Below are 26,611 nucleotides of genomic sequence, written 5' to 3'. Positions count from 1 at the left end.
CAACTTCACCGGCGTTTTCTCCTACGATCCCGCCGCTAAGGGTATGAATCTCAAGGACGGCGAGCAGTACGCGATCATCTTTACCTTAGGCGATACCGAGACCTATTCCCTGCTGATGGATACCACCTGCTACGGTCATATCGCTTATGCCGATACCGAGAACAAGGTCGAGAATCCTGTTGACAGCTCCAAGCTGTCTATCCTTGCGTTCTGGGAAGATTTAAACGCCGCTGATTACGGCCCCCGTCTCCAGATCTCCTCTACCGGTAACGTTATCGGTACCTGCATCCCCGCGGGCGAGACCGGTGAGAACATCTTCACCACCTTCCTGACCGCGACCGGTAAGGAAGGTATCGAAAACGCACGCACCTACTCCACCAAGACCGAGCAGCAGATGATCGACGATATCGGCGCAGGCTTGGGTCTGACCAAGGATTTCGTCCAGTCCGCTTTCACGGATAACAGCGTAGAGACCACCTGGAGCTATGACGCTTCTACCCTGCCCGCAGGCTCCGCTCCCGACACCGGCTACACCGTCAGCGGTAAGATCACCTCTTATCTTAACGATTCCGATGTTACCTTGGAGCTCGCTGCCACAGACAGCGACTTCTCCAATATGATCGAAGGTAAAACCGACTATGAGTTCATTAACGTTGCTGCAGGCACCTACAACCTGACCGTTCGCAAGGAAAACCATGTTGAGCGCGTCTACGAGATCATCGTAACAGACGCAAACGTCACTCAGGATGTCAAGATCCAACCGATCGGCGACGTCACCGGCGACGGTAAGATCACCACTGCCGACTACGGCAAAGCAAATTCCGCCGCACGTAAGAAAGCTGTGCTCACAGGCTATGAATTCAGCTGCGCGGACGTGACCGGTGACGGCAGTATCACTACCGCAGACTGCGGCAAGATCAACGCCGCCGCCAGAGGAAAGACTCCTCTGTGGAAATAATCCGAATACTTTTAACGGTCAGCTAACCGTCAGCATCCCGCCCCGCGAAACCCTCGCGGGGCTTTTTGCGCCCGGTATCGCCGCAAAGCAGACCGCGCTGAGATGTGTACAGATTACAAAAATTTGATAGGATATGAGTCAATTTATGCTATTTTGTAAAGTCAGTTTTTCTTGACTTTAACGCTTTGATATAGTAAAATGAGGGATACGAAATCTAATCTTTGACGGTTTTTCTGCAAATTCAGAGATTAGAGCTTGGAAAGGAGACGTAGAACACATGGATATCTATCTTGTAATCGCGATCTTCGTCGGCGCTCTGCTGGCGCTTGGTTTCGCCGTGATCATGGCAAAGCGCGTGCTGGGCTTTGACGAAGGTACCGACAAAATGAAGAAGATCTCCGCTTCCATCCGTTCCGGCGCGAACGCTTACCTCAAGAGACAGTACACCATCGTACTGATCTTCTTCGCGGTCATGTTCGTGATCCTGGGCGCGATGGCTATTTTCGGACTGCTGACCCCCTATGTACCCTTCGCCTTCGCAACAGGCGGTTTCTTCTCGGGTCTGTCGGGCTTCGTCGGCATGAAGATCGCTACGGCGGCTAACGCGCGTACCGCGAACGCCTGCCGCACCGGTCTGAACAAGGGATTGAGAGTCGCTTTCTCGGCGGGCTCCGTCATGGGCTTCACCGTCGTAGGTCTTGGACTTCTCGATATCTCGATCTGGTTCACCCTGTTAAAGTATGCATTCGGTCTTGATCCCGCGGGTATCACCTCCGCAATGCTGACCTTCGGTATGGGCGCGTCCTCCATGGCGCTGTTTGCCCGTGTCGGCGGCGGTATCTTCACCAAGGCTGCCGACGTCGGCGCTGACCTCGTCGGTAAGGTCGAGGCGGGTATTCCCGAGGACGATCCCCGTAACCCTGCCGTTATCGCGGATAACGTCGGCGATAACGTCGGCGACGTAGCGGGTATGGGCGCTGACCTATACGAGAGCTATGTCGGCTCCGTCATCTCCTGCGCAGCGCTGGGCGTTGCCGCATTCACCGGCAACGGCGATATGCAGTTCAAGGCGATGGCTGTCCCGATGATCATGGCTGCACTGGGCATCCTGTGCTCCATCATCGGCACCTTCTTTGTACGCACCGGTGAGAAAACCGAGCAGAAGCTCCTTTTGAAGGCGCTCTCCCGCGGTACCAACCTCGCCGCTATCCTGATCGCTGTTCTGGCGTTCCCGCTGATCTACTTCATCCTGGGCGCCGAGAACTGGAAAATGTACTTTGCCGTTCTCGCGGGTCTGCTCGCAGGCGTTCTGATCGGTAAAGCGACCGAGTACTTCACCTCGGATACCTATAAGCCCACCAAGAATCTCGCGGCAAAATCCGAGACCGGCTCCGCCACCATCATCATCGGCGGTCTGGGTCTGGGTATGCTCTCCACCGCTATTCCGATCATCATCGTCGGCATCGCGGTTCTGGTCGCGTTCTTTGTATCCGGCGGCTCGATCACAAGCCCCAACATGGGTCTGTACGGTATCGCGCTGGCGGCTGTCGGTATGCTGTCCACCCTCGGTATCACCCTCGCGACCGACGCTTACGGTCCTGTTGCCGATAACGCGGGCGGTATCGCCGAGATGAGCGGCCTCGAGCATGAGGTCCGAGAGAGAACCGACGCGCTCGATTCTCTGGGCAACACCACTGCCGCTACCGGTAAGGGCTTCGCGATCGGCTCCGCCGCGCTGACCGCGCTGGCGCTGATCGCCTCCTACATCGAGAAGGTCAAGGAAGTCGGCGCTGCAGCGAATGTTGAAGCTGCCGCGAAGGCTGACTTCTCCAGCTTCAGCGTTATGAACCCGCTGGTTCTGATCGGTCTGTTCATCGGCGCGTGTCTGCCGTTCGTCTTTGCAGCACTGACTATGGACGCTGTCGGCAGAGCGGCTCAGAGCGTTGTGATCGAGGTTCGTCGTCAGTTCAAGAACATCAAGGGTCTGATGGAAGGCAAAGCCGACCCCGACTACGCGAAGTGCGTCGACATGTGCTCGCGCTCCTCGCTGAAGGAAATGATCCTGCCCACCGTCATCGCGATCGTTGTACCGGTCGTTGTCGGTCTGGTGCTGGGCTTCTACGGCGTTGTCGGTATGCTCGCGGGCGCTACCGCTTCGGGCTTCCTGATGGCGATCTTCATGTCTAACTCCGGCGGCGCGTGGGATAACGCCAAGAAGTACATCGAGGCGGGCAACCACGGCGGCAAGGGCTCCGACCAGCACAAGGCTGCTGTCGTAGGCGATACCGTCGGCGATCCCTTCAAGGATACCTCGGGTCCCTCCATCAACATCCTCATCAAGCTGCTGAGCATGGTATCGATCGTGTTCGCGGCGCTGGTCGTACAGGTTCACCTGTTCGGCTGATAAACCGATATTCAAGAGCAGACGCGCGATCGTGTCTGCTCTTTTCCTTTTGTCATAATATCCACATCTTGTGGTCAGATGAACCGATAAACACAATTCGGTGAAATGTTCACAAAAAATTAAAAAAATTGTAATATCAACGCTTTATTTCCGCTTTATAGTTTGGTATATTGTTAATAAAGAATAATATCGGGATGTCAAAGCGTTGAGAAACGCGATTCGGACGCCCTTTTTTCATGCCAAGCGAGCTTTTTGCACTGCACAAAAAGATTAACGGCGTGCAACCAAGATTAAAAAAATATCATTTTTTCAAAAAATCGGGTGAAAAGACCGCTCGGATTTTGAAAAAAAGGTTGCTTTTTCTCCTCCTTTTGTGTAAAATGTATATGAGTAAAGTGGGTTATTTATGTAATTCACCAAATCGTTCGGTATTTTGACTATTTTTAATATGGAGGAGAACTATGTCCAACAGATTATTCCAGGGTGTTATTCACCAGATGAAGGACGCGATCGACAGAACCATCGGCGTAGTTGACGAAACATCCGTCGTAATCGCCTGCTCGGAGTTAGGCAGGATCGGCGAGGTCAACGAGAGCATTACCTCCGACACCCTGTCGGCTACCGTTCCTTTTGTTATTAACGGACACACCTTCAAGTCCTTCGGCTCTTCCACCAGATCCGAATACGCGGTGTTCGTACAGGGCAGCGATGAGATCGCGCAGAAGTACGCTCAGCTGCTGGCGGTTTCGCTGAGCTCCATCAAGCAGTATTATGATGAAAAGTATGACCGCTCCAACTTTATCAAGAACGTCATCCTCGACAACATCCTCCCCGGCGACATCTACCTGAAGGCGCGCGAGCTGCGCTTCAACAGCGACGTCAGCCGCGTTGTCATGCTGATCAAGATCACTTCTAAAACCGACGTTTCTGCCTTTGACGTTGTTCAGAACCTCTTCCCCGATAAGAGCAAGGATTTCGTCATCAATATCAACGAGACCGATATCGCGCTGGTCAAGGAGATCAAGCCCGGTATCTCGACCAAGGACCTCGAAAAGCTCGCGGGCTCCATCGTCGATACTCTCTCCACCGAGTTCTATACCCACTGCGTCGTCGGCATGGGTACCACCGTCACCGGCATCAAGGATCTGGCGCACTCCTTCAAAGAGGCTCAGGTTGCGCTGGAGGTCGGTAAGGTATTCGACACCGAGCGGCAGATCGTTACATACGATAACTTAGGTATCGCGCGTCTGGTTTACCAGCTGCCGACCACCCTCTGCGAGATGTTCCTCAAGGAAGTCTTTAAGCGCGGCTCCATCGACAGTCTCGACCAGGAGACCCTGTTCACCATCCAGAAATTCTTTGAAAACAACCTGAATGTTTCCGAGACCTCCAGAAAGCTCTTTGTACACCGCAACACGCTGGTATATCGCTTGGAGAAGATCAAGAAGCTGACGGGGCTCGATCTGCGCGAGTTTGAGGACGCGATCGTCTTTAAGGTAGCGCTGATGGTCAAGAAGTATCTGACCTCCAGCCCCACCAAGTACTGATCCCCGCGGGAATCACCCAAAAGTAAAACACATATAATCCCAACAGCGGCAGTTTTCTGCCGGCGAAAGGAATTACTATGATAGAATTCAACAACGTATCCAAGGTATATGCCTCCAACGGCGTACACGCTCTGGATAACGTATCTCTGAAAATCGACAAGGGCGAGATGGTCTTCATCGTCGGCGCCTCCGGCGCGGGCAAAAGTACCTTCCTCAAGCTGATTATGCGTGAGGAAAAGCCGACCTCCGGCTCCATCATCGTCAACAATATGCACCTTGAGAAGATGAGACGCGGTAAGGTACCGTATCTCAGACGCACCATGGGCATCGTCTTCCAGGACTTCCGCCTGATCTCGAAGATGACCGTCTATGAGAACGTCGCCTTCGCGATGCGCTGCGTCGGCAAGAAAAACGACGCCATCAAAAAGCGCGTGCCCTATATCCTCGAGTTGGTCGGTCTCGCCGATAAGGCGCAGGATCACCCCTCGGAGCTCTCCGGCGGCGAGCAGCAGCGCGTCTCTCTGGCGCGCGCGCTGGTCAATAACCCCGAGATGATCATCGCCGACGAACCTACGGGCAACATTGACCCTGAGATGAGCTACGAGATCATCGAGCTGCTCTCTGAGATCAACAAACGCGGCACCACCGTGCTGATCGTTACCCACGAGCATGAGCTGGTCAAGTCCTTTGGCAAGCGCGTCATCACCATCGACGACGGCAGGGTCGTATCCGACACTGCCGACGACCGATTCGTGGTCATCTGAGGCAGCGGAAAGGAATAAAAGTTATGAGTAGTTTTGGCTATCTTATTAAAGAGGGCTTCAAAAATCTGGCGCATAACCGCCTGATGAGCCTCGCGTCCATCGGCGTACTGATCTCCTGTCTGGTGCTGACGGGCTCGGCGATCATGCTGACCATTAACGTGGCGAACATCGTAGACTCCGTCGGCGATACCAACGTCACCAAGGTCTTTCTGGACGATAATATGACCAAGCTCGAAGCCGTTTACAAAGGAAAAGAGCTCAAGGAGGTCGACAACATCGTCGACGTCCAGTTCATCGATAAGGATGAATCCATCGAGGCGTACCGCGAGCAGTTGGGCGACGAGGTCTTTGCGAACATGACCGGCGACGACAACCCCCTCCCCTACGCCTACAGCATCGTCATGGACGATCTGTCCAAATACGACGATACCATTGCGCTGATCAAAAACGTACCGGGGGTTGCCTCGGTATCTTCCCACCGCGACGTGGCGGCAAAGCTTACGAGCCTGTCGTCGTTTATCACCACGATGAGCCTGTGGATTATCCTTGCGCTGGGTATCATCTCGCTGTTTATCATCAGCAACACAATCCGAATGACCATGTTCTCGCACCGCTTTGAGATCAGTATCATGAAGAGCGTAGGCGCGACCAACACCTTTGTGCGGGTACCGTTCATTATAGAGGGAATCGTCATCGGTTTGATATCGGCGATCATCTCCATCGGACTGATCTTTGTGCTGTCCGACGCGATCATCAGCGCCGCTCGCAATATCCTTGACTTCCCGTACACCAGATTTACCGAGGTCATGTGGCCGATTATCGGCATCTTCTGCGCTGCAGGCGTCGTAGTCGGCGCGCTCGGCAGCGCGGTATCCATCCGCCGCTTCCTCACCCACGAGGGTAACGAGGTTCTCGGCTGGTAACATTCGATTATCCGGACTTTCTTTAGATAATCCGCAAAACCTGAATAAGGAGTGATTTTATGAAGAAGATTTTAGCCTTTATCCTAGCTGCAACGATCCTGGTAGCCGGTGCGATCTCCGCGACCGCGACCAGCATCAGCGAGCTCGAATCCCGCCAGGCTGAGCTGGAGGCTCAGAAGGCGGAGTACCAGAAGCAGCTCAACCAGAGCAACGCCAAGGTATCCGAGCAGCAGGAGAATGTTGACGCGATCGTCGGTCAGGTCGAATCCGTGACCGAGGAGATCCAGATTTGTTATAAGAAGATCTCGCTTCTCGACAAGGATATCGCCGAAAAGCAGAAGCAGATCGACGCTGCTAACAAAGAGATCGAAGAGAACATGAACGTTCTGCGTCAGCGTATCAAAACCATCTATATCTCCGGCGACGTCAGCTCCCTCGAGATCATCCTGGGCGCGAAGGACTTTTCTGACTTCCTCGACAAGCTCCAGCTGGTCGAATATGTCAGCAATCATGACGAAGCGCTGATCAAAGAAGTGCAGAAGCAGCTTGACGCGATCTCCGCCGAGAAGAAGGCGCTCGAGGACGATAAGGCGGCTCAGGAAAAGGAGCAGGCTTCTCTTGAAGAACACAAGAGCGAACTGAACACCCTGCTTGAAGAGAACAAGGAGATCCTCGCGGGCTTACAGAGTGAAGCGAGCGACGCTCAGATGAACCTCAACCTCAGCGAGGAAGAGCTCAGCGGTCTGAGCGCGGAGATCCAGGAATACTACCGCAAGCAGCGTGAAGCGCTTGCCGCTCAGCAGGCGGCTGCCAACAACAGCAGCTCAAGCTCCGGCAGCACAAGCTCGGATGACTCGGGCAGCAGCTCCGGCGGCAGCGACAACACTTACTCCGACCCCGGTGCCCCAACCCAGATCGACTCCGGCGGCGGCTGGACATGGCCGACTCCCGGCTGTCACTACCTGACCTCGACCTTCGGCGAGGGTCGCTCCTATGAGACCCATAACGCGGTCGATATCGGCGCTCCTGCCGGTACACCGATCTATGCGGCGAACTCCGGTACCGTTATCTCCTCCTACAGCGGATGCACCCACTCCAGCTACGGCAGCAACTGGTGCAGCTGCGGCGGCGGTTACGGTAACTACATCTGGATCCTACATGACAACGGCTACGAGACGATCTACGGCCATATGATCAGTACCGCTGTCTCGACCGGACAGCACGTATCAAACGGTGAGCTGATCGGCTACGTCGGTTCTACAGGCTGGTCGACCGGTCCTCACCTGCACTTTGAGCTGCGTATCGGCGGTGTAAAGAGCAACCCCATGAACCTTTACTAATTAAGAGGAAACTGCGCCTTAAAAGCAAGGCGCAGCTTTTCATAATATTTTACCTGGCGGCGTCTGCTGTCAGAAAGGAGAAGAATCATGATCCAACAGAGAAACCTTGCGGTATGCATCATCCTCACTATCGTGACCTGCGGTATTTACGGTCTTGTCTGGCTATACTGACTGAATGACGATACCAACACCGTATCGAATGAACCCAATCCCACCTCGGGCGGTATCGTTATCCTACTCACTATTGTGACCTGCGGTATCTATGGCATCTACTGGGCATACAAGCAGGGAGAAAAGCTCAACAGAGCAAACGAAATGCGCGGTATGGCAAAATCAGATCGCAGCATCATCTATTTGGTACTGGTTATCTTCGGCCTGGGTATCGTTGCTTATGCATTGATGCAGGATGAGCTGAACAATCTCGCCAATGTACCCGTCGGCAACGCCGCTCCTCAGCAAACCTATGCACAGCCCGTTAATCAGGAAACTGTTCAAATCAATCCTTCTCAGGATGAAACGAAGTAATGCGCGAGAGAGCAATCAAAGCAATCAAGCCCGCAGCTATTCTCTTAGCCGCGGGCTTCGCCTATTTCATTCTACATGAGCTGACCGGGCTGTCGCTGTTCTGTCCGATCTACCGTTTTCTGGGGCTGTATTGTCCCGGCTGCGGCGTCAGCAGAATGTGCGTCCATTTGCTTCATGGTGAGATCGGATCGGCATTCTCCTCCAACTGCGCGGTATTCTGCCTGCTTCCGATCGGCATAACGATCTGGCTCATCCATACCTATCGCTATATCCGCTACGGTGAAACAGAATACACCCGCTTTGAAAACATCGTGCTGTGTACCATGATCGGACTGCTCGTGATCTTCGGAATCGTGCGTAATATCTGGCACTTCGATATTCTGATACCGTAAAACCCTCCCTGTTCAAAACAGAGAGGGCTTTTTGCTATACAATCTTATTCCGAAAGAGATTCCAAAAATGCTACAAGATCGGCATACCCGCCGCGGCGGAACTCGTCGAAGGGCAGGTCATGGGTAATTATGTGATTGGTAACAAGGAAAGTATCGATCCCCAGCGCCTTACATGGCTGCATATCCTCGCGGACGTCGTTACCGATCATCAGCGCCTCGTCGGGCTTGACGCGGAAGCGGTCTAGTATCTCCTGAAAATAGAGTGGATTCGGCTTGCTGTAGGAGCTGGTGACGGCAGTGGTAATATAATCGAACATCTCGGGGTTCAAGCCGACCCATGCCATACGCGCTTCGACCGCCTCCATCGTGAATACAGGCATCGTCGCGATAACGGCATACTGCGCCTTCATGCGCATCAGCTCGGCGATCCGTACCGCATAGGGATTCGGCAGAGTCAGATCATACACATTCTCAAAGGTCGTGGTGTAGTAATCGTAGAGGATCGGGGCGATCTGCGCTTCGGTATAGCCGCTGACCTCCTTTACCACCTCATAGAAAACATCGATATTCTTTTTTCCGCTCTCGTTAAAGATCATTGCTCGGATCCCGCGGCTCACGCCGTCCAGCGCAGGCTTCAGCTCCAAGCCTCGTTGAGCGAACTTCTTTGACATATCTCTGAGCCACATCTCGGCAAACCGTTCCTGCGTGTAGATCGGCAAGAGAGTATTATCGAGGTCGCACATAATCAATTTGTACTGTTTCATTCCATCACCGATTTATAGTTTAGCATAATATACGAAATTTCGCAATAGTTATTGTCAATCCCGCCGTTTCGTGGTATTCTGTGTCCATAAAATGAGAGAAATCTCAAATGGGAGTGATATGATGAAACATTTTAACCCTGCTGACATCCTGCTGCCGAAGAAAGACTTCGAGAACTGGGCGGTCGTCGCATGCGACCAGTACACCAGCGAGCCCGAGTACTGGCACGCAGTCGAAGAGAAGGTCGGCGATAAGCCCTCAACTCTGCACCTGATTCTGCCGGAGATCTATCTGAGCGACGACAACAGTGAACGTGTGAACGCGATCAATGCCGAGATGCAGCGCTATCTGGACGGCGACGTCTTTGACCTGCACGAGAACAGCATGATCTATGTTGAGCGCGAGTCGAACAACGCCATCCGCCGCGGCGTAGTCGGTCTGATCGATCTCGAGGACTACGACTACCGCAAGGGCGCGACCTCCGCTATCCGCGCGACCGAGGCGACCGTGCTGGAGCGTATCCCTCCCCGCGTACAGATCCGCCGGGACGCGCCGCTGGAGCTGCCGCACATCCTGCTCCTGATCGACGATCCCGATCGCACCGTCATCGAGCCGCTTACTGACGAGAAAGGCAGCTTTGAAGAAGCGTATAACTTCGACCTGATGCAGAACGGCGGTCATATCGACGGCTACTTCCTCAGCGATGATGCGATCGCCCGCGTTCAGGACGCGCTCGAGGCGCTGATCGCCGATAAGGACGATAAGCTCCTGTTCGCTGTCGGCGACGGTAACCACAGCCTTGCTACCGCGAAGGAATGTTACAATCTTTCACAGAATCCGCTTGCCCGCTACGCACTGGTCGAGGTGGTCAACATCCACGACGAGAGCATCGAGTTCGAGCCGATCTACCGCGTGCTGTTCAACGTTGACTCGGAGGACTTCATTGAGAAATTCTCTGCTTATACCGACGCAAAGGGCGGCATGAGAAAACAGACCTTCCGCTTCATCAACCCCGAGGTTGACGGCAAGCTCGAGGTCAAGGCGACCGCGAAGCTGCCTGTCGGCACACTGCAAAGCTACATCGACCTGTATATGCAGGAGCATCCCGAGGTACGCATCGACTATATCCACGGTGAAGAGGTCGTCGAGAACCTGTGCAAGCAGGACGGCACCTTAGGCTTCATCTTTGACGGCATGCAAAAGGATGAGCTCTTCCCCGCTATCACCGCGGACGGCAGTCTGCCCCGCAAGACCTTCTCCATGGGTCACGCACACGACAAGCGCTACTACATCGAGGCGAGGAAGATCAAATAATTAAACGCGAAAACGGCACGGAAGCATCGCTCCTGTGCCGTTGTTTGTTTTGTATTATACGATTACCCCGCCGCCTAGGACGGTATCGCCGTCGTACAGCACACACGCCTGACCGGGGGTGATCGCACGGACAGGCGCGTCAAAAATCACCGTCACGCTCCCGTCGGGATTCGGGTACGCCGTCGCAGGCTGCTCCTGCTGGCGGTAACGGGTCTTGGCAAGACAGCGCACAGCGCCTTCGGGGGCTTCTCCCGAGATCCAGTTGAAGTCCTCCACCCGCGCCGTCGTGTCGAAAAGCTCCTCTTCATCGCCGAGTACAACGGTATTATCCTCCGCGCGGATACCGACGACATAGATCGGCTTGCCTACACTGATACCGAGGTGCTTGCGCTGACCGATCGTGTAATGCGAGATTCCCTTGTGCCGTCCGAGTATCGTACCGTCGGACGTGATGAAATCACCGCTCGTCATTTTGCCGCAGCGACTCTCGATAAAGCCCGCATAATTGCCGTCCGGGACAAAGCAAATATCCTGGCTGTCGGGCTTTGACGCATTTACAAAGCCGTTTTCCTCCGCAATACGGCGCACCTCGCTCTTTGAAAGCCCGCCTAAGGGGAAGCGGATATGGGCGAGCTGCTCCTGAGTAAGGCTATAGAGCACATAGCTCTGATCCTTTGACGGATCGAGGGCTTTTTTTAACACATATTTACCGTCATTCTGCTCAATACGCGCATAGTGACCGGTGACAACCCAATCACACTTCAGCTCGCGGGCACGGGCGAGGAGCTTATCAAACTTCATATATCGATTGCAGTCGATGCAGGGGTTCGGCGTAATGCCGCGACGATAACAATCAATAAACTTTCCGATGATTTTCCTCTCAAAATCCTCGGTAAAATTAAACACATAGAACGGGATCCCCAGGCGGAAGCATACCGCGCGTGCATCCTCAACATCATCAAGAGAACAGCAGGTACGACTGTCGTCGGTGTTTCCCTTATCAAAAAGCCGCATCGTACAGCCGATACGATCATGCTCAGCCATCAACAGTGCCGCTACCGACGAATCTACTCCGCCGCTCATTGCGATCAAAGCCCTCATACTTACCTCCCGCATAATCTTTCTCTTTTCATTATATATGATAAAATACTGACTGTAAAGTCATTTTCCTCTTGATTTACCTACCGGGTATGTGGTATAATAGCCTCAAACCTCATATTCATAGAAACAGGTGAGTAAAATGATGATATCTACCCGAGGAAGATACGCTCTGCGCGTGCTGATCGACCTTTCCGAACACAACAACGGCACATATATCCCGATGAAGGATGTCGCCGCACGACAAGAGATTTCACTGAAATATCTGGAGCGGATCCTACCGACTCTCACCAAGGCAAAGCTGATCGAAGGCGTTCACGGCAAGGGCGGCGGCTACAAGCTGACCCGCGCGCCGGAGGACTACACCGTGGGCGAGATCCTACGTCTGACGGAGGGCGATCTGGCTCCCGTGGCCTGTCTGAGCCCCGACGCGGAGCCGTGCGAACGCGCCGCGGAATGTCGCACGCTCGGGATGTGGCGCGGCTTTTATGATCTGACTAACCGCTACTTTGACAATATCACCATCGCCTCGCTCACGAACGAGAACGGTGCGGATAATTACATAATATAACAACACAGGAGCCCTGCATCGGCAAGGCTCCTGTTTCTTTTCTATCGATCTTAAACATTGAAGCGGAAGAGGACTACGTCGCCATCCTTCATGACGTACTCCTTACCCTCGGAACGAACCAGACCCTTCTCCTTCGCGGCGGTCATCGAGCCGCAGGCGATCAGGTCGTCGAAGGCGATGACCTCGGCGCGGATGAAGCCGCGTTCGAAATCCGTATGGATCTTACCCGCCGCCTGAGGCGCCTTAGTGCCCTTCTTGATCGTCCAGGCACGCACCTCGGGCTTACCCGCGGTGAGATAGGAGATCAAGCCCAGCAGGGTATAGCACTCGTTGATCAGGCGATCCAGACCGCTCTGCTCGAGCCCCAGATCGCTGAGGAACATCTCCTTCTCTTCCTTATCCAGCTCTACGATCTGCGCCTCCATCTCGGCACAGATGGGCAGAACACCCGCGTGCTGCTCCGCGGCGATCTCACGAACGCGGGCAAGGCGTTCGTTGGACTCGATACCGTTCGAAAAATCATCCTCGCTCATGTTGGCGGCGAAGATAACGGGCTTATTGGTCAGCAAGGCGACCTCTGCAAGCAGCGCACGCTCATCGTCGTCGCACTCGACCGCTCTGGCGGGCTTTCCCTCGTTGAGGGTATCGAGCACACGCTTGAAGAAATCGACCTGAGTCTGGAATTTCTTATCGCCCTTGACCATCTTCTGCGCCTTGTCGATACGGCGCTGGACCATCTCGACGTCGCTGAGGATCAGCTCAAGGTCGATGGTCTCGATATCACGGATAGGATCGACCGAGCCCTCGACGTGGATGATATCATCGTTCTCAAAGCAGCGCACGACATGAACGATCGCGTCACACTCGCGGATGTTGCTGAGGAACTTGTTGCCCAGACCCTCACCTTTGGACGCGCCCTTGACCAATCCCGCGATATCGACAAACTCGATGGTAGCGGGGGTATATTTATCGGGGTGGTACATCTCGGCAAGCTTATCCAGCCGCTTGTCCGGTACCGCGACCACGCCGACGTTCGGCTCGATGGTACAGAAAGGGTAGTTTGCAGACTGAGCGCCCGCGTTGGTGATTGCGTTAAATAAGGTGGACTTGCCGACATTCGGCAGCCCCACGATTCCTAATTTCATATATCTTCAATCTCCTTTGCTGAGGATAACCCATAATTACCCATTATTCAGTAGTATTTTACCATCATACGATAGAAAAGTCAATCGACCGATATTGACAAACGGCAGAATCATCAATACAATGATAAAGGTTGAGATGATCGCAATTGATGATTGCGGAATAGATAATCTCAAACGGTGAGGTTTATGAAAAAATACGGTTTTATTCTTTTTGATTTAGACGGTACGCTCATTGAAAGCGCAGAGGGCGTAAGGGTATCGATCGCCCACGCGATGGAGGCGCTCGGACTCCCCTGTCCCGATCTGAGCGATTATACAAAGTACGTCGGACCTCCGCTGGAGGATACGATGCGCGGGATGTGCGCCGTTCCCGAAGAGCTGATCCCGAAGTCGATGGACATCTACCGCGATTACTATGACGAGGTCGGTCAGAAGAGCAACCGCGTATTCGACGGCGTTTTCGATATGCTCTCCGCACTTAGAAAACAAGGGAAACGCCTCGCGCTGTGTACCTCGAAGAATGAGCCGGTCGCCGAAGGCGTTGCGGACGTTCTTGGGCTGAGTCCGTACCTCGACGCGGTATGCGGTTCAACGATCGACGGCAGTCGCCGCGCGAAGGCGGACATCATCCCCTACGCGCTCGAAGCACTCGGCTGTACGAATAAAGCAAACGCCGTCATGATCGGCGATACACACTTTGACGCACACGGCGCAGAGCTTGCAAAAGTAGATTTCATCGGTGTCAGCTATGGCTACGGAACGCGCGAAAGCATGGAAGCCTGCGGCGCGATCGGCTTTGCGGACAGCCCTCAGAAGCTCCTGAGCTTATTGACTTCAAACAACGGATTCGATTCATGATTCGCCGGCAGTAAGCATATACTGTACCGGTGATGGTATGTTTCGCTCGGTCAAGATCAGCAGTAACAAGCTGACGATTTTTTCGCTTATCTGCGCAGTGGTATTTGTCGCGGTATGCTTCCTCATGCTGCGGGCAGGCGCTCCCGACAGCGTTGACATTAACGGAAAGCCGTATTCGCTGAGAGCGGTGGACGATGAGGATATCGCGGCGTTTCTCTCGATATGCGGGTATCCCGCTGCAACATGTATTTCACGACACGACATCAAAGTCCCCCTACACTGGAACGAGATCTACGAGCGATATCAGGCGCTGCAAAAAAAACAGGGACTTGACCTCGTACCCTACAAGGGCAAGCCGGCGACAGAGCTGATCTATGAAGCAGACCGGCGCTATATCACGGTCATAGTCAGTGACGATCACATCATCGCCGTCCATATCTGCGACGCGGACGGCGGCAACATGGAAGGCATCTTATGAAAGAACGACTGGATAAATACATTGCCTCGCAGACGACGCTGAGCCGCAAGGAGGCGCAAAGGGCGATCAGGGAGAAGCGCGTTACGCTGAACGGTGAGATCGTGCGTTCACCCGACGTCAAGGCGGATCCCGACGCCGATACTGTCACCCTTGACGGCAAGGCGCTCTCTTACAAACAATACGTCTATTACATGATGAACAAGCCGCAGGGTGTGGTCAGCGCGACTGAGGATAAGCTCGAGCGCACCGTTCTCGACATTCTGCCCGCCGAATACAGGCGGGACGGGCTCTTTCCCGCAGGAAGGCTTGACAAGGACACCACGGGACTATTGATCCTGACGAATGACGGCGACTACGCTCACCGTATGCTGTCGCCGAAGAAGCACGTTACCAAGCGCTATATCGCAACACTCGACAAAATACCGGGAGAAGAGATTCCTACGCGCTTTGAGGCGGGAATCGTCCTCGGCGACGGTACGGTCTGTAAGAGCGGACAAGCCAGTATTCTGGATCATAACCGCGTAGAGGTCGCGATCTCGGAGGGAAAATACCATCAGGTCAAGCGGATGTTTGCCGCACTGGGCTATCGTGTCACGGCTCTGGAACGCATACAGATCGGCGCATTGGCGCTCGACAGATCGCTTACCGCCGGTCATACCCGCGAAATGACGGAAAATGAGGCTCAGACAGTCTTTCTCACACCCGAAAACAAGGTGTAAAAGGCCGTCTTTATGCCGTTTATTGGAAATTATGATTAACATGGAAGTGCTGTTTCGTACTATTTGACGAGAGGCATTATCAAAACAGACAAAAAACATGCATCGATGCTGATATATCCGCATTTTCCTTGTAAAAATCGCACAATTACAAGGGTGTGTTTTTTGACATATCGGAATAATGCCTAAATTCACGCTCCAATATTTAGTGAAAAAATAAGTAGAAGTGAAAACGGTTTTGTGCTATATTATTGGTGTACACTTATCATAAGTGCGTAAAGCGAGTCTTTGTTAGTTTTTGCTGCACTTTTAGGCGTGCAGATTAGGATAATATTGGAGGTTTTCTAATGGCTAATGTATCACTGAGACACATCTACAAAATCTATGACGGCGGCGTAACTGCAGTTACCGACTTTAACCTTGAGATCGAGGATAAGGAATTTATCATTCTCGTAGGTCCTTCCGGCTGCGGTAAATCCACCACCCTGCGTATGGTCGCGGGTCTTGAAGACATCTCTAAGGGCGAGCTGTACATCGGCGATCAGCTGTGTAACGACGTTGCTCCTAAGGACAGAGATATCGCGATGGTTTTCCAGAACTACGCTCTGTATCCCCATATGACCGTATATGATAACATGGCATTCGGCCTCAAGCTCCGCAAGATGCCGAAGGAAGAGATCAAGCGCCGCGTAGGCGAGGCTGCCCGTATCCTGGGCATCGAGCAGTATCTGGACAGAAAGCCGAAGGCTCTCTCCGGCGGTCAGAGACAGCGTGTCGCGCTGGGTCGTGCGATCGTCCGTGATCCTAAGGTCTTCCTGCTTGACGAGCCGCTCTCCAACCTGGACGCTAAGCTCCGCGCTAACATGAGAACCGAGATCTCCAAGCTGTATCAGAAGCTCGGCACCACCTTCATCTATGTAACACATGACCAGACCGAGGCTATGACCATGGGTACCCGTATCGTCGTTATGAAGGACGGCTTCATCCAGCAGGTCGATACTCCTCAGCATCTGTATGACCTCCCCTGCAACGAGTTCGTAGCAGGCTTCATCGGCTCCCCGCAGATGAACTTCCTCGACGCTGTTCTGGTCAAGGAAGGCGGCAAGTATGCGCTGAAGTTCGACGAGTACACCATCACCCTGCCCGAGAAGAAGGGCGCGAACGGCGTTCTCGATCCGTATGTCGGTAAGGAAGTCCGCTTCGGTATCCGTCCCGAGCACGTTCATGACGAGCCCGAGTTCCTCGAGAAGAACACCGACAACATCATCAAGGCTGAGGTCGTTGTTACCGAGCTGATGGGCGCTGAGATCTATCTGTACGTCAACATCGGCGGCACTCAGGTCACCGCTCGCGTAGAGCCCACCTCCACCGCGAAGCCCGGCGACGTCATCGACATCGCGTTCGATCTCGACAAGATCCATATCTTTGATAAGGACACCGAAATGACCATCACCAACTGATGATCGGTTGATTATACAAATTCAGCCCGCTGCACACGCAGCGGGCTTTTTGTCGTCTATCCTTTAAAACCACCTTTGTAGCATTAATGCCACAAAGGTAATTGTACTTAATCAGTCATTTTATTCGGTTCTTCCATATTAGATAAAGCGTATATAATCATTTGGTTAATTAATTCATTTCTACTGATTCCTGTTGCATTGGCTTTTTCATCAACTACTTTTAACACTTCAAGAGGGATCCGCATAGAGATGACTTCTTTTTCCGGCTTTTTTGCTATAAATTTGCCCATAAAAATCATCCTCCTTATTGACTATTGTATCCGATTTAGATATAATAATATATATTCAATATTAGATATCATATATTGAATATATATTATAGAACAATAAAGAGGTGACTAACTAATGGGAAAAGCACCCATGCAATGTCCTATCTGCGGCAATCGCGAATCGTGGAAATTAGTGGATAAAAGCAACAAGGGTTTCAGTGTTGGAAAAGCAGCCGTTGGCGCAGTACTGTTAGGTCCGATAGGACTTGTCGGAGGGGCTTTGGGCAAGAAAAAACAGTTTTATTACTGTGGAAAATGTGGTTTTAATCATGAGTATTAATGAGGTTCTATTATGAAAAAAGCTATTACACTGATTCTTTTGTCGTCAATCATTTTTTCGATCGTTTTCTGTTTATCATCGTGTTCAAGTAAGAGTTCCACAACAAATACATCATATAATCCATCATATTCAACTAACAATGATAGTTCAAAGTCAAGCTCATATTCATCAGACAAATCATATTCATCAAATTATAAAAAGTCTACCTCAAAAAGCAACAGTTCTTTTACGAACGCATACGGTACACCCACTACAAAATGCGCTCATTTAGGATGTAATAACTATATTGCCTCCAGTGGTGATACAAACTGCTGCACTTTGCACTCAAACAAGTGTGCAGAATGTGGTAAATACATTGATGAAGATGCTTTATATTGCATTTCATGCCTAAAAAGAGCTGCCGAACAAGTTTATAATGATAAATATAAATAATTACAAATTTAGCCCGCTGCGTGTGCAGCGGGCTTTTTGTCGTCCTTTTTTGATTATGATTGTACTTTTCTCAGCTTGATCAGCTGCTCGATATATAGAATGACGGGTGCAGCGAGAATGATCCAATCGGCGACCGCGATGATGGTTCCGGCATAAGCGACGCCGGATGCCATGCTTGAAAATGAGGCGCCCGACGAAGCGGAATCCGCAATTTCGGTAGAAAATGCCGTGGCGACCGTCATAGTCTCGCGCATGACGACAGCCGTGATCGACAGGACGAGCCCGATGATCCCGATCACCAAGGCGACGATCATGACCTTCTTACTCGTGATGAAGCCGCGCTTTGTCAGTTGGTGACGATACCAGAGCAGCACACCGGTCAGCAGGGCGACAAACACATCGCCGTAAACGGTACGCGGCATAAAGAAGCCGAGGGACAGCATCTCGGGAGCGGTCTTCAAAAAGATCACCACGCAAACCAGGATCGCCGCGCCGGTATAACGCGCGTCTGTCGCGAAGGCGGGATCGTTCATGTGTGGGCGGTTCTGCATCGTGTAACGCACCTTTGCGATGATCACCATACAGATACCGACGAAAACGGCGATAATCCCGACGAAAGAAAGCAAGTCGGCTGTCGCGCCCTTTGTCGTCTGATAATACTCCGCGTCAACCAGATTCGGCGCCATAAAAACAGCGTCATCGAAATAGCGATAGATCAGCGAGCCCATCAAGGAAGTCAGCATACCCACGATCATCCATATTTTAAAGTGAAGAAGGTTTTTGGCTTCCTCCTTTTTTGAGGTCAACGGTGTTTCATCCTCTTTTTCAGGCGTTTCGAGCCCGTACAGGCTGTCGATACTGACGCCGAGTATCTGAGCCAGCATAGGCAGCAGCGACGCCTCGGGCAGCTGTACGCCGCTCTCCCAGCGGGAGACCGTCTTGTCGGAAATGTTCAGTTGTTCGGCAAGTTCTTTCTGGGTCATACCGCGCTCCCGCCGCAGGGCACGGATGTTTTCACACAAGATATTCATGATGTTCTCCTTTTCGATTGCTTGCCATCATGATACAAAAAACAGGCTGAAAAGTAAACGTCGTAAGCATTGAAATCACTCTCAAAAACTGAGAATTGCAGATAAAATGCAGAAAAGAGCGCCGGTCGGCGCTCTTTCGATTATTTATCAAACGAGATATCCAGCTCGACGGGACAGTGATCGGAGCCGAGGATATCGGTGTGGATCTTTGCGTCCTCGATCCTGTCGGCGATCCGGTCGGATACGATGAAATAGTCGATACGCCATCCCGCGTTGTTCTTGCGGGCGTTGAAGCGATAGCTCCACCACGAGTAGACGCCCTCGACGTCGGGATTGAGGCTGCGCCAGCTGTCGGTGAAGCCCGAGCTGAGGACCACGGTCATCTTCTCACGCTCTTCATCCGTGAAGCCCGCGTTCTTTCGGTTGGACTTGGGATTCTTCAGATCGATCTCCTGATGGGCGACGTTGAGATCGCCGCAGTAGATGACCGGCTTCTTCTCATCAAGCGTACGGATATAGGCGAGGAAGTCATCCTCCCAGCGCATACGGTAATCGAGCCTTTTAAGCTCATTCTGGCTGTTAGGGGTATAGACGGTGACGAGGTAGAAGTCCTCGTACTCCAGCGTGATCACACGTCCTTCATGATCGTGCTCCTCGATACCGATGCCGTAGCTGACGGACAGCGGGGTATGTTTCGTAAAGATCGCGGTACCGGAATAGCCCTTCTTCTCCGCGTAGTTCCAGTAGCTCTCGTAGCCGTCGAAGGAAAGATCGATCTGACCCTCCTGCAATTTAGTTTCCTGCAAGCAGAAGAAATCAGCGTCTAAATCGGTAAAAATCTCCGCAAAGCCTTTATTTACAACGGCGCGCAGACCGTTGACGTTCCATGATATGAATTTCATCGTGATCTCCTATTTGAGCGCTTCTACGATCTTCTCGAACTGCATGCTGTGACTGGCTTTGACCAGTACGGTATCACCCGGCTGTAAAAGGTCGTTTACCGCGGCGATACAGCTCTCGACGTCAGCAAAATAGTATGCGCCGTCACCGTAGCCCTCGGCAGTCGCCTTAGAAAGCGGACCGACAGCGATCAGCAGGTCGATACCGGCCTTCTTCGCGTGTGCGCCGACTCCGTGATGCAGGCTCAGCTCGTCAACGCCCAGCTCCTTCATATCGCCCAGTATCGCGACGCGGCGTCCGCTGAGCTTTGACAGGGTATTCAGGCTCGCCTTGGTCGAGGTAGGGTTGGCGTTGTAGCTGTCGTCGATGACAGTCAGCTTTTCCGTCCTGATGATCCTGTTTCGTGCGCCGACGTTGCGGAAGCTCTCGAGACCGCGGCGAATCTCATCAGCAGTCAGTCCGAGCTGAACGCCGACCGCCATTGCACACAATGCGTTGAGGACGTTGTGACGTCCCATAGTCGGAATCGTGACGTTGATCCGCATATCGTCGTGGATCAAGGTACAGTCGATACCTTCAAAGCCTTTTTCGACAATATTCTCGGCACGGAAGGGTTCATCCCCCGTACCGTAAAAGATCGGATATATACCCTTATACTCCGTGACGGTCGCAAGCTTATCATCATCATGGCAGAGGATGATCGTGCCGTTCTCCTTAAGGTAGGTGAACATCTCGGTCTTAGCCTTCAGCACGCCGTCACGGTCGCCGAGGTTCTCCAGATGACAATAACCGATGTTCGTAATGACGGAGATATCAGGACGCACCATCTTGCTCAGACGGGTCATCTCTCCGAAACCGGAGATCCCCATCTCGATGACGGCGACCTCGTGGTCTTCCTCCAGACCGAACAGGGTGATCGGAACGCCGAGCTCGTTATTGAAATTGCCGCTCGTTTTATGTACCTTGTACTTCTGCGACAAAACGGTGCTGATAAACTCCTTGGTCGAGGTCTTGCCGACGCTGCCGGTGATGCCGATAAACGGGATCGTGAACAGCGAGCGGTAGTACGCAGCGATGCCCTTCAAGGCTACAAGCGTCGATTCGACAAGAATATAAGGGGCATCGACCTCGGGTGCTTCTTCGCACAGCGCACATGCCGCGCCCTGCTCCACCGTCATCGGGATGAAACGGTGACCGTCGGCGCGCGCACCGCGGATCGCGGCGAACAGCGAGCCTGCTTTCGCCTGTCGGCTGTCGGTCACGATCGAGGTGATCTGTATCTCAGGGTCGCCGTGCAGCGTACCGTTACAGGCTGCCGCGACCTCGCGTAAGGTAATGGGTTTCATGATTTCCTCCGGAAATCGGAGAACGGTGAATGGTGAATGGTGAATGGTGAACGGTGAAGGTTTCTCGCTGCGCTCGGGCAATGATACAGTGCCATAGAGTAAAGCGTTTCCCGCCGCCGTTAACCGTTATCCGTTAACCGCTATCCAAATATTACTTTTCTAAAGACAGTTCGATGATCTTCTCACACAGTTCGGGATAAGCGATACCTGCGGCGGCTGCCTCCTGCGGAAGCAGGGACATCGGCGTCATGCCGGGCAGGGTATTCGCCTCCAGGCAGTAGAAGCGGTTGTGTGAATCGAGCAGAAAGTCGACTCTGCCGTAGACCTTGAGGCGCAGCATCTCAAAGGCGTGCTCCGCCTCGCGCTGCATCTTCTCGGCGATCTTCTCATCAAGCTCGGCAGGGCAGATCTCTTCGGTCGCGCCCTCCTGGTACTTATTGGCGTAATCATACCATCCCGACTTGGGGATAATCTCGATAACAGGAAGCGCCTTGCCGCCGAGGATACCGACGGAGAACTCGCGTCCCTTGATATACTCTTCGACCAACACATCGTCGTCATATCGGAACGAAGCGCCGACTGCGGCGACGAACTGCTCGCGGTCAGCGACGATCTGTACGCCGACAGAGGAACCCGCGGAACAGGGCTTGACAACGCAGGGGAATGACGTCCAGCTGTCGAGATAGCCCTCGCCCATGAACTCACGCTTATACAGCTTGCTCTTCGGGGTGGGGACGTTTGAATTGAGGAAAATACCCTTGGTCACGCCCTTGTGCATCGCGATCGCCGCACCGAGGCTGTCTGAGCCGGTATATTTGATACCGTAGAGCTTTAAAGCAGCCTGCACGGAGCCGTCCTCTCCCTCGCCGCCGTGAAGTCCGAGGAAGGTGATATCCGCCGCCTTACACAGCTCGATCACATGGTCGCCGAAATAATCATTCGATTGATTTTTACGGCTTTTCTTCACTTTTTCAATATCCGGCGCTTCCTCGGCGATCGCGGCATTCGTGGTAAAATCATAATTCTCTTCAAAAAGCCTATCGGCGTCGAAGTCATCCGCTTCATAGCCCATATAGATGTCGATCAGCGCGACCTGATGTCCCTTGGTACGCAGAGCCTGCGCGATCTTGGAGCCGGACAGGATCGACACGTCACGCTCGGAGGAAAGTCCTCCTGCCAATACTGCAATTCTCATTTATATTACCTCCTAAAACATGAAGCTGTCGTAGCCCCAGTTCTCGGTTTCTTCAAACTTGACATAAACATTGGAGCCGTCTACATCCATCGTATCCTTGGCGATCTCACAGAGCCGAGCGGTCAGCTTCTCGTAGCTTGCACGGGGAGCGGAGTGGAGCAGGCTTACGTCAAAGAATGCGATCGGAGCGCTGTTATCGCCGCCGAAGTACAAACGGCGGTTGTCCTCGATCTCAACCATCAGGTAACGCTCGGACTTACCGAGCAGGGTGATCGCCTCGCCGAGGGCGGATTTGAGCTCCTTCTCCTTCTCAGCGGAAACGGGAGCGGAAAATTTAGCATTGATAAAAGGCATAGTGAATCCTCCTTTACATCGGCAAAGTCCGGCTTTGCCCTATTCTATATATTATAATCCAAACAGCATAGAGAATCAACCCGCTACAGTTCAATTATTATTTCGCAATATGCCATATATTTAGCAAATATTTCTTTTTGCGTATTGCTAATTGCACAAAACAATGATATAATATAATATGATGAAGGCTATTCATTTAAACATCCATTAAGGAGGAATTATTATGCCGTTAGTAAACGCGAAAGAAATGCTCACCAAAGCAAAGGCCGGCCATTATGCTGTCGGTCAGTTCAACATCAACAACCTCGAGTGGACCAAGGCGATCCTGCTGACCGCTGAGGAACTCAAGTCCCCCGTCATCCTCGGCGTATCCGAGGGCGCAGGCAAGTACATGTGCGGCTACAAGACCGTCGTCGGTATGGTTACCGCGATGATCGAAGAGCTCGGTATCACCGTTCCGGTCGCTCTGCATCTGGATCACGGCTCCTACGAAGGCGCTAAGAAGTGCATTGAGGCGGGCTTCTCGTCCATCATGTTTGACGGCTCTCACTATCCGATCGAAGAGAACATCGCTAAGACCAAGGAGCTGGTCGGTATCTGTAACGATCTGGGTCTGTCCATCGAGGCAGAGGTCGGCTCCATCGGCGGCGAGGAAGACGGCGTTGTCGGTATGGGCGAGTGCGCTGATCCCGAAGAGTGCAAGATGATCGCTGATCTGGGCGTTACCATGCTGGCTGCCGGCATCGGCAACATCCACGGCGTATATCCCGAGAACTGGCCGGGTCTCTCCTTCGAGACCCTCGACGCGATCCAGGCGAAGACCGGCGACATGCCCCTCGTTCTGCACGGCGGCACCGGTATCCCGGACGACATGATCAAGAAGGCGATCTCGCTGGGCGTCAGCAAGATCAACGTCAACACTGAATGTCAGCTCGTGTTCGCCGAGGCTACCCGCGCCTACATCGAGGCGGGCAAGGACAAGCAGGGCAAGGGCTTCGACCCCAGAAAGCTGCTCGCTCCCGGTACCGAGGCAATCAAGGCGAAGGTCAAGGAGAAGATGGAGATCTTCGGCTCCGTCGGCAAGGCTTAATCATTATTACCGAATCATCGGGAGGCTTCCGCAAGGGAGCCTCCTGTGTTTTGGCGTTTTCCACAACCAGAATAGAGGATTTTTGTCAGATTTTTCAACTGAAACTATGGATTTTCGAATTCTGTTGTGTTATTATATGAGAACGAAATCAGTCGAAATACAGTGAATCAAGAAAAATCCTGTCACATTTTTCTGATCACGTATTGCATCGAGAAAGGAAACGGATATGAAAAAAATACTGATCCTCTTACTGGCGGTCGTCATGGTACTGTGCTGTGCCTGCGGCAAATCTGACGCAAAGCCGCTGACCGATGTCTACAATGACATCAAGGCGCAGGTCGGCTTTGAGAATGTAACGGAGCTGAACGATATCAGCCTGATGGAGCGCTACTACGGCATCACCTCCGACATGGCGGCTGAGTTTGCGGGTTGCGTCAATTCCTCCGGCGTGGAGCAGGAGGAGATCGTACTGGTCAAGGCGGTCGATGATGCCAGCGCCGCAACCGTCAAGGAAAAGCTCGAGAACCGCTACAAGGCGAAGCTCGACCAGAACAAGAGCTATAACCCCGAGCAGGCAGCGATGATCGAGAAGTGCTCCGTTCAACAGAACGGTCTGTATGTCTCGATGATCGTGTCCGACAAGGCGGAGCAGATCACGGCGATCTATCGCAGCGAAGCCGGTCTGAAATAAAGCTGTTCCAACATAAAAAGGCTGACCGGGCGGTCAGCCTTTTCTGCGTCTGTTAAAGGTTATTTCAAGCTTTCATCGACCGGATAAGAGGTCAGGAAGGTCACACTGCGCTCGATGGCGTCCTTGCTGTTCTTGTAATCGCCGCCTGCGTTACGGTAATCGAACATGGTGGTGAAGTGGGTCACATCGTCATAAAGGGTATCCATATAATCCTTCGAGAGCGTATTGGTCGCATCGTAAAAATCAGCGAGGGTCTTTTTATCCATCGCCTTCTTGTTCACGCTCGACATCACCAGCGCATAGTGATCGAGGCAGATAAAGTCCTGAGCACGGTACTGCTCGCGGAAGGCGGGATCGGAGCCGTACTGGACGTAGACGGTAGCGAGAAGATGAAGGATATCACGCTCGATACGGTCGCAGACATAGCAGGTACCGTCGTTCTCACGGATCGCTGCAAGCATCTTCTTATCGGGTGCGTCGGTTTTCTTCTTCGGAAATACCTTTTTCCTCAACTCGTCGATATGGGTCTGGAGCAGAAGGGCGTTCGACAGGCGGGGTCCCGTGTTGACCATCATCGAGAAATGACGGTGACAAAAGCCGGTCTTGTTGGTCTGGACACGCACGTCGGGCGCCATCATCGCCGCGCCGGTGATGTACTCCACATACTGGGACTCGATCATGCGATGCATGCGGCAGATCGGACAGCCGTCGGTCTCGGTGAATAGATCGGTGATCGGAATGGTGGTGATATTCGGCTTCATAGCTACCTCCTGTAAACGTCGTCAGCGGTTGTCTGCGAAATTATTTTAAATTATTATAGCATATTGCAAATGAATATGATATACTTATTTTGAATTTTATACAGGACAATTTGTCATATGGTTTTTGAACACATTACCGATCTGGATCTGAAAGAAACGCTGGACTGCGGTCAGTGCTTCCGCTGGCGTGAGCAGAAGGACGGCAGCTTCACCGGCGTGGTGCGCGGCAAGGTCGCGTCTGCGAGGGTAGAAGGCGACAGACTGATCCTCGACGGCGCCAATGAGGATGACCGCGCCATGTGGCGGGATTACTTCGATCTCGACCTTGACTACAGCGCGATCAAGCGGGAGCTATCGGCGATCCATCCGGTGCTTTCCGACGCCGCCGCTTATGCGCCCGGCATACGCATCCTGCGTCAGGAGCCGTTTGAAGCGCTGATCAGCTTCATCATCTCACAGAACAATAACATCAAGCGCATCACGGGGATCGTGCAACGACTGTGCGAGAGCTTCGGCGAGCAGATCTCCGACGGTCGGTACGCTTTTCCGACTGCCGAACGGCTGGCGGCGCTCACGCCCGACGACCTCTCCCCTATCCGCGCAGGCTTTCGTCACCGCTACATCATCGACGCGGCACAGAAGGTCGCGGACGGAACGATCGACCTCGAGGCGATCCGACAACTGCCCTATAACGAGGCTCGTGAAGCGCTGACGCAGATCACGGGCGTGGGTATAAAGGTCGCCGACTGCGTTCTGCTGTACGGACTTCATCGTCTGGACGGATTCCCGATGGATGTATGGATGAAACGCGCCATGGCGGCGCTGTTCCCCGATACCGAGATCTCGGCGTTCGGCGAATACGCGGGGATCGCCCAGCAATACATCTTTCATTACGCGCGCATGCATCCCGAATTGTTTTTGTAATACCTATCATATCATCTTAGGAG

26 protein-coding genes and 2 pseudogenes are annotated in these 26,611 nt (G+C 52.9%); 18 read left to right on the top strand and 10 right to left on the bottom strand.

The features are described 5' to 3' along the window. The 8 genes and pseudogenes from R2I50_RS02625 to R2I50_RS02590 all read left to right on the top strand — a co-directional run. A pseudogene (locus R2I50_RS02625) lies at positions 1-958 on the top strand (dockerin type I repeat-containing protein); the annotation flags it as partial. 277 nt (positions 959-1,235) lie between these two features. Then, positions 1,236-3,362: a sodium-translocating pyrophosphatase gene (locus R2I50_RS02620; RefSeq protein WP_316607544.1), complete on the top strand. Its 2,127-nt coding sequence runs from the start codon at positions 1,236-1,238 to the stop codon at positions 3,360-3,362. Positions 3,363-3,823: 461 nt separating this feature from the next. Beyond that, complete coding sequence (locus R2I50_RS02615) at positions 3,824-4,909, top strand: CdaR family transcriptional regulator (protein WP_201428257.1); 1,086 nt, start codon at positions 3,824-3,826, stop codon at positions 4,907-4,909. Positions 4,910-4,986: 77 nt separating this feature from the next. After that, a complete protein-coding gene (gene ftsE / locus R2I50_RS02610) occupies positions 4,987-5,673 on the top strand; it encodes a cell division ATP-binding protein FtsE (RefSeq protein WP_201428256.1) in 687 nt (228 codons plus the stop codon). Between the two features lie 23 nt (positions 5,674-5,696). After that, positions 5,697-6,596, top strand: a complete 900-nt coding sequence (gene ftsX / locus R2I50_RS02605) for a permease-like cell division protein FtsX (RefSeq protein WP_316607543.1) — start codon at positions 5,697-5,699, stop codon at positions 6,594-6,596. Between the two features lie 59 nt (positions 6,597-6,655). After that, a complete protein-coding gene (locus R2I50_RS02600) occupies positions 6,656-7,936 on the top strand; it encodes a peptidoglycan DD-metalloendopeptidase family protein (RefSeq protein WP_316607542.1) in 1,281 nt (426 codons plus the stop codon). Positions 7,937-8,023: 87 nt separating this feature from the next. After that, positions 8,024-8,461, top strand: a pseudogene (locus R2I50_RS02595) (DUF4234 domain-containing protein). Further along, positions 8,461-8,853 (top strand): DUF2752 domain-containing protein, encoded by a 393-nt coding sequence (locus tag R2I50_RS02590; RefSeq protein WP_316607541.1) that lies wholly within the window; start codon positions 8,461-8,463, stop codon positions 8,851-8,853. The pseudogene R2I50_RS02595 and the gene R2I50_RS02590 overlap by 1 nt, the downstream one beginning before the upstream one ends. 44 nt (positions 8,854-8,897) lie before the next feature. Here R2I50_RS02590 and R2I50_RS02585 read toward each other — a convergent pair whose 3' ends face one another. Continuing rightward, entirely contained in the window at positions 8,898-9,617 is a 720-nt protein-coding gene (locus R2I50_RS02585) for an HAD family hydrolase (protein ID WP_316607540.1), read from the bottom strand. Positions 9,618-9,738: 121 nt separating this feature from the next. Here R2I50_RS02585 and R2I50_RS02580 point away from each other — a divergent pair, with 121 nt between their 5' ends. Further along, positions 9,739-10,929, top strand: coding sequence for a DUF1015 domain-containing protein (locus R2I50_RS02580; RefSeq protein ID WP_316607539.1), 1,191 nt, complete (start codon positions 9,739-9,741; stop codon positions 10,927-10,929). 54 nt (positions 10,930-10,983) lie between these two features. On the opposite strand, the gene mnmA is transcribed toward R2I50_RS02580, so the two are convergent. Then, positions 10,984-12,030: a tRNA 2-thiouridine(34) synthase MnmA gene (mnmA, locus tag R2I50_RS02575; protein ID WP_316607538.1), complete on the bottom strand. Its 1,047-nt coding sequence runs from the start codon at positions 12,028-12,030 to the stop codon at positions 10,984-10,986. A gap of 139 nt (positions 12,031-12,169) precedes the next feature. Here mnmA and R2I50_RS02570 point away from each other — a divergent pair, with 139 nt between their 5' ends. After that, positions 12,170-12,598: an RrF2 family transcriptional regulator gene (locus R2I50_RS02570; RefSeq protein WP_316607536.1), complete on the top strand. Its 429-nt coding sequence runs from the start codon at positions 12,170-12,172 to the stop codon at positions 12,596-12,598. A 50-nt stretch (positions 12,599-12,648) separates the two neighbouring features. On the opposite strand, the gene ychF is transcribed toward R2I50_RS02570, so the two are convergent. Then, positions 12,649-13,743, bottom strand: a complete 1,095-nt coding sequence (ychF, locus tag R2I50_RS02565) for a redox-regulated ATPase YchF (protein WP_201428247.1) — start codon at positions 13,741-13,743, stop codon at positions 12,649-12,651. A gap of 186 nt (positions 13,744-13,929) precedes the next feature. Here ychF and R2I50_RS02560 point away from each other — a divergent pair, with 186 nt between their 5' ends. The 4 genes from R2I50_RS02560 to R2I50_RS02545 all read left to right on the top strand — a co-directional run bounded on the left by R2I50_RS02560 (position 13,930) and on the right by R2I50_RS02545 (position 17,255). Next, complete coding sequence (locus R2I50_RS02560) at positions 13,930-14,601, top strand: HAD hydrolase-like protein (RefSeq protein ID WP_316607535.1); 672 nt, start codon at positions 13,930-13,932, stop codon at positions 14,599-14,601. Between the two features lie 37 nt (positions 14,602-14,638). After that, positions 14,639-15,079: a DUF4830 domain-containing protein gene (locus R2I50_RS02555; protein ID WP_316607534.1), complete on the top strand. Its 441-nt coding sequence runs from the start codon at positions 14,639-14,641 to the stop codon at positions 15,077-15,079. Next, positions 15,076-15,798, top strand: coding sequence for a pseudouridine synthase (locus R2I50_RS02550; protein WP_316607533.1), 723 nt, complete (start codon positions 15,076-15,078; stop codon positions 15,796-15,798). The genes R2I50_RS02555 and R2I50_RS02550 overlap by 4 nt, the downstream gene beginning before the upstream one ends. Before the next feature lie 344 nt (positions 15,799-16,142). Next, entirely contained in the window at positions 16,143-17,255 is a 1,113-nt protein-coding gene (locus R2I50_RS02545) for an ABC transporter ATP-binding protein (protein ID WP_201428243.1), read from the top strand. A 107-nt stretch (positions 17,256-17,362) separates the two neighbouring features. Here the strand turns inward: R2I50_RS02545 and R2I50_RS02540 are convergent, their stop codons facing one another. After that, positions 17,363-17,545, bottom strand: a complete 183-nt coding sequence (locus R2I50_RS02540) for a ribbon-helix-helix domain-containing protein (protein ID WP_316607531.1) — start codon at positions 17,543-17,545, stop codon at positions 17,363-17,365. 115 nt (positions 17,546-17,660) lie between these two features. On the opposite strand from R2I50_RS02540, the gene R2I50_RS02535 reads away from it, so the two are divergent. After that, positions 17,661-17,864 carry a hypothetical protein gene (locus R2I50_RS02535; RefSeq protein WP_316607530.1) on the top strand — a complete coding sequence of 68 codons (204 nt, stop codon included), beginning with the start codon at positions 17,661-17,663 and terminating at the stop codon, positions 17,862-17,864. A gap of 485 nt (positions 17,865-18,349) precedes the next feature. On the opposite strand, the gene R2I50_RS02530 is transcribed toward R2I50_RS02535, so the two are convergent. From R2I50_RS02530 to R2I50_RS02510, 5 genes are all read right to left on the bottom strand, one after another. Next, positions 18,350-19,327, bottom strand: coding sequence for a helix-turn-helix transcriptional regulator (locus tag R2I50_RS02530; RefSeq protein ID WP_316607529.1), 978 nt, complete (start codon positions 19,325-19,327; stop codon positions 18,350-18,352). 140 nt (positions 19,328-19,467) lie between these two features. Beyond that, complete coding sequence (locus R2I50_RS02525) at positions 19,468-20,229, bottom strand: exodeoxyribonuclease III (protein WP_316607528.1); 762 nt, start codon at positions 20,227-20,229, stop codon at positions 19,468-19,470. 9 nt (positions 20,230-20,238) lie between these two features. After that, positions 20,239-21,573, bottom strand: coding sequence for a UDP-N-acetylmuramoyl-tripeptide--D-alanyl-D-alanine ligase (gene murF / locus R2I50_RS02520; protein WP_316607527.1), 1,335 nt, complete (start codon positions 21,571-21,573; stop codon positions 20,239-20,241). Positions 21,574-21,724: 151 nt separating this feature from the next. Further along, on the bottom strand, positions 21,725-22,768 hold the full coding sequence (locus tag R2I50_RS02515; protein ID WP_316607526.1) for a D-alanine--D-alanine ligase: 1,044 nt from the start codon (positions 22,766-22,768) through the stop codon (positions 21,725-21,727). Positions 22,769-22,780: 12 nt separating this feature from the next. Beyond that, positions 22,781-23,122, bottom strand: a complete 342-nt coding sequence (locus R2I50_RS02510) for a phenylpyruvate tautomerase MIF-related protein (RefSeq protein WP_316607525.1) — start codon at positions 23,120-23,122, stop codon at positions 22,781-22,783. 223 nt (positions 23,123-23,345) lie between these two features. On the opposite strand from R2I50_RS02510, the gene fba reads away from it, so the two are divergent. Together fba and R2I50_RS02500 are read left to right on the top strand one after the other, a co-directional pair. Continuing rightward, positions 23,346-24,212 (top strand): class II fructose-1,6-bisphosphate aldolase, encoded by an 867-nt coding sequence (gene fba, locus R2I50_RS02505; RefSeq protein ID WP_316607524.1) that lies wholly within the window; start codon positions 23,346-23,348, stop codon positions 24,210-24,212. Positions 24,213-24,438: 226 nt separating this feature from the next. Then, complete coding sequence (locus R2I50_RS02500; RefSeq protein ID WP_316607522.1) at positions 24,439-24,903, top strand: DUF4358 domain-containing protein; 465 nt, start codon at positions 24,439-24,441, stop codon at positions 24,901-24,903. 59 nt (positions 24,904-24,962) lie between these two features. On the opposite strand, the gene R2I50_RS02495 is transcribed toward R2I50_RS02500, so the two are convergent. Continuing rightward, the gene (locus R2I50_RS02495) at positions 24,963-25,664 is read right to left on the bottom strand and encodes a DUF6062 family protein (protein ID WP_316607520.1); all 702 of its coding nucleotides are present in this window, start codon (positions 25,662-25,664) and stop codon (positions 24,963-24,965) included. A gap of 117 nt (positions 25,665-25,781) precedes the next feature. Between R2I50_RS02495 and R2I50_RS02490 the strand changes: the two genes are divergently transcribed. Continuing rightward, positions 25,782-26,588 (top strand): DNA-3-methyladenine glycosylase, encoded by an 807-nt coding sequence (locus R2I50_RS02490; protein ID WP_316607519.1) that lies wholly within the window; start codon positions 25,782-25,784, stop codon positions 26,586-26,588. Positions 26,589-26,611 lie beyond the last annotated feature (23 nt).

The sequence above is a fragment of the uncultured Ruminococcus sp. genome (assembly GCA_902785355.1).
Taxonomy (GTDB): domain Bacteria; phylum Bacillota; class Clostridia; order Oscillospirales; family Acutalibacteraceae; genus Ruminococcoides.
Note: the sequence above shows the minus strand (reverse complement) of the source record. Positions and strands in the feature narration are given on the sequence as shown.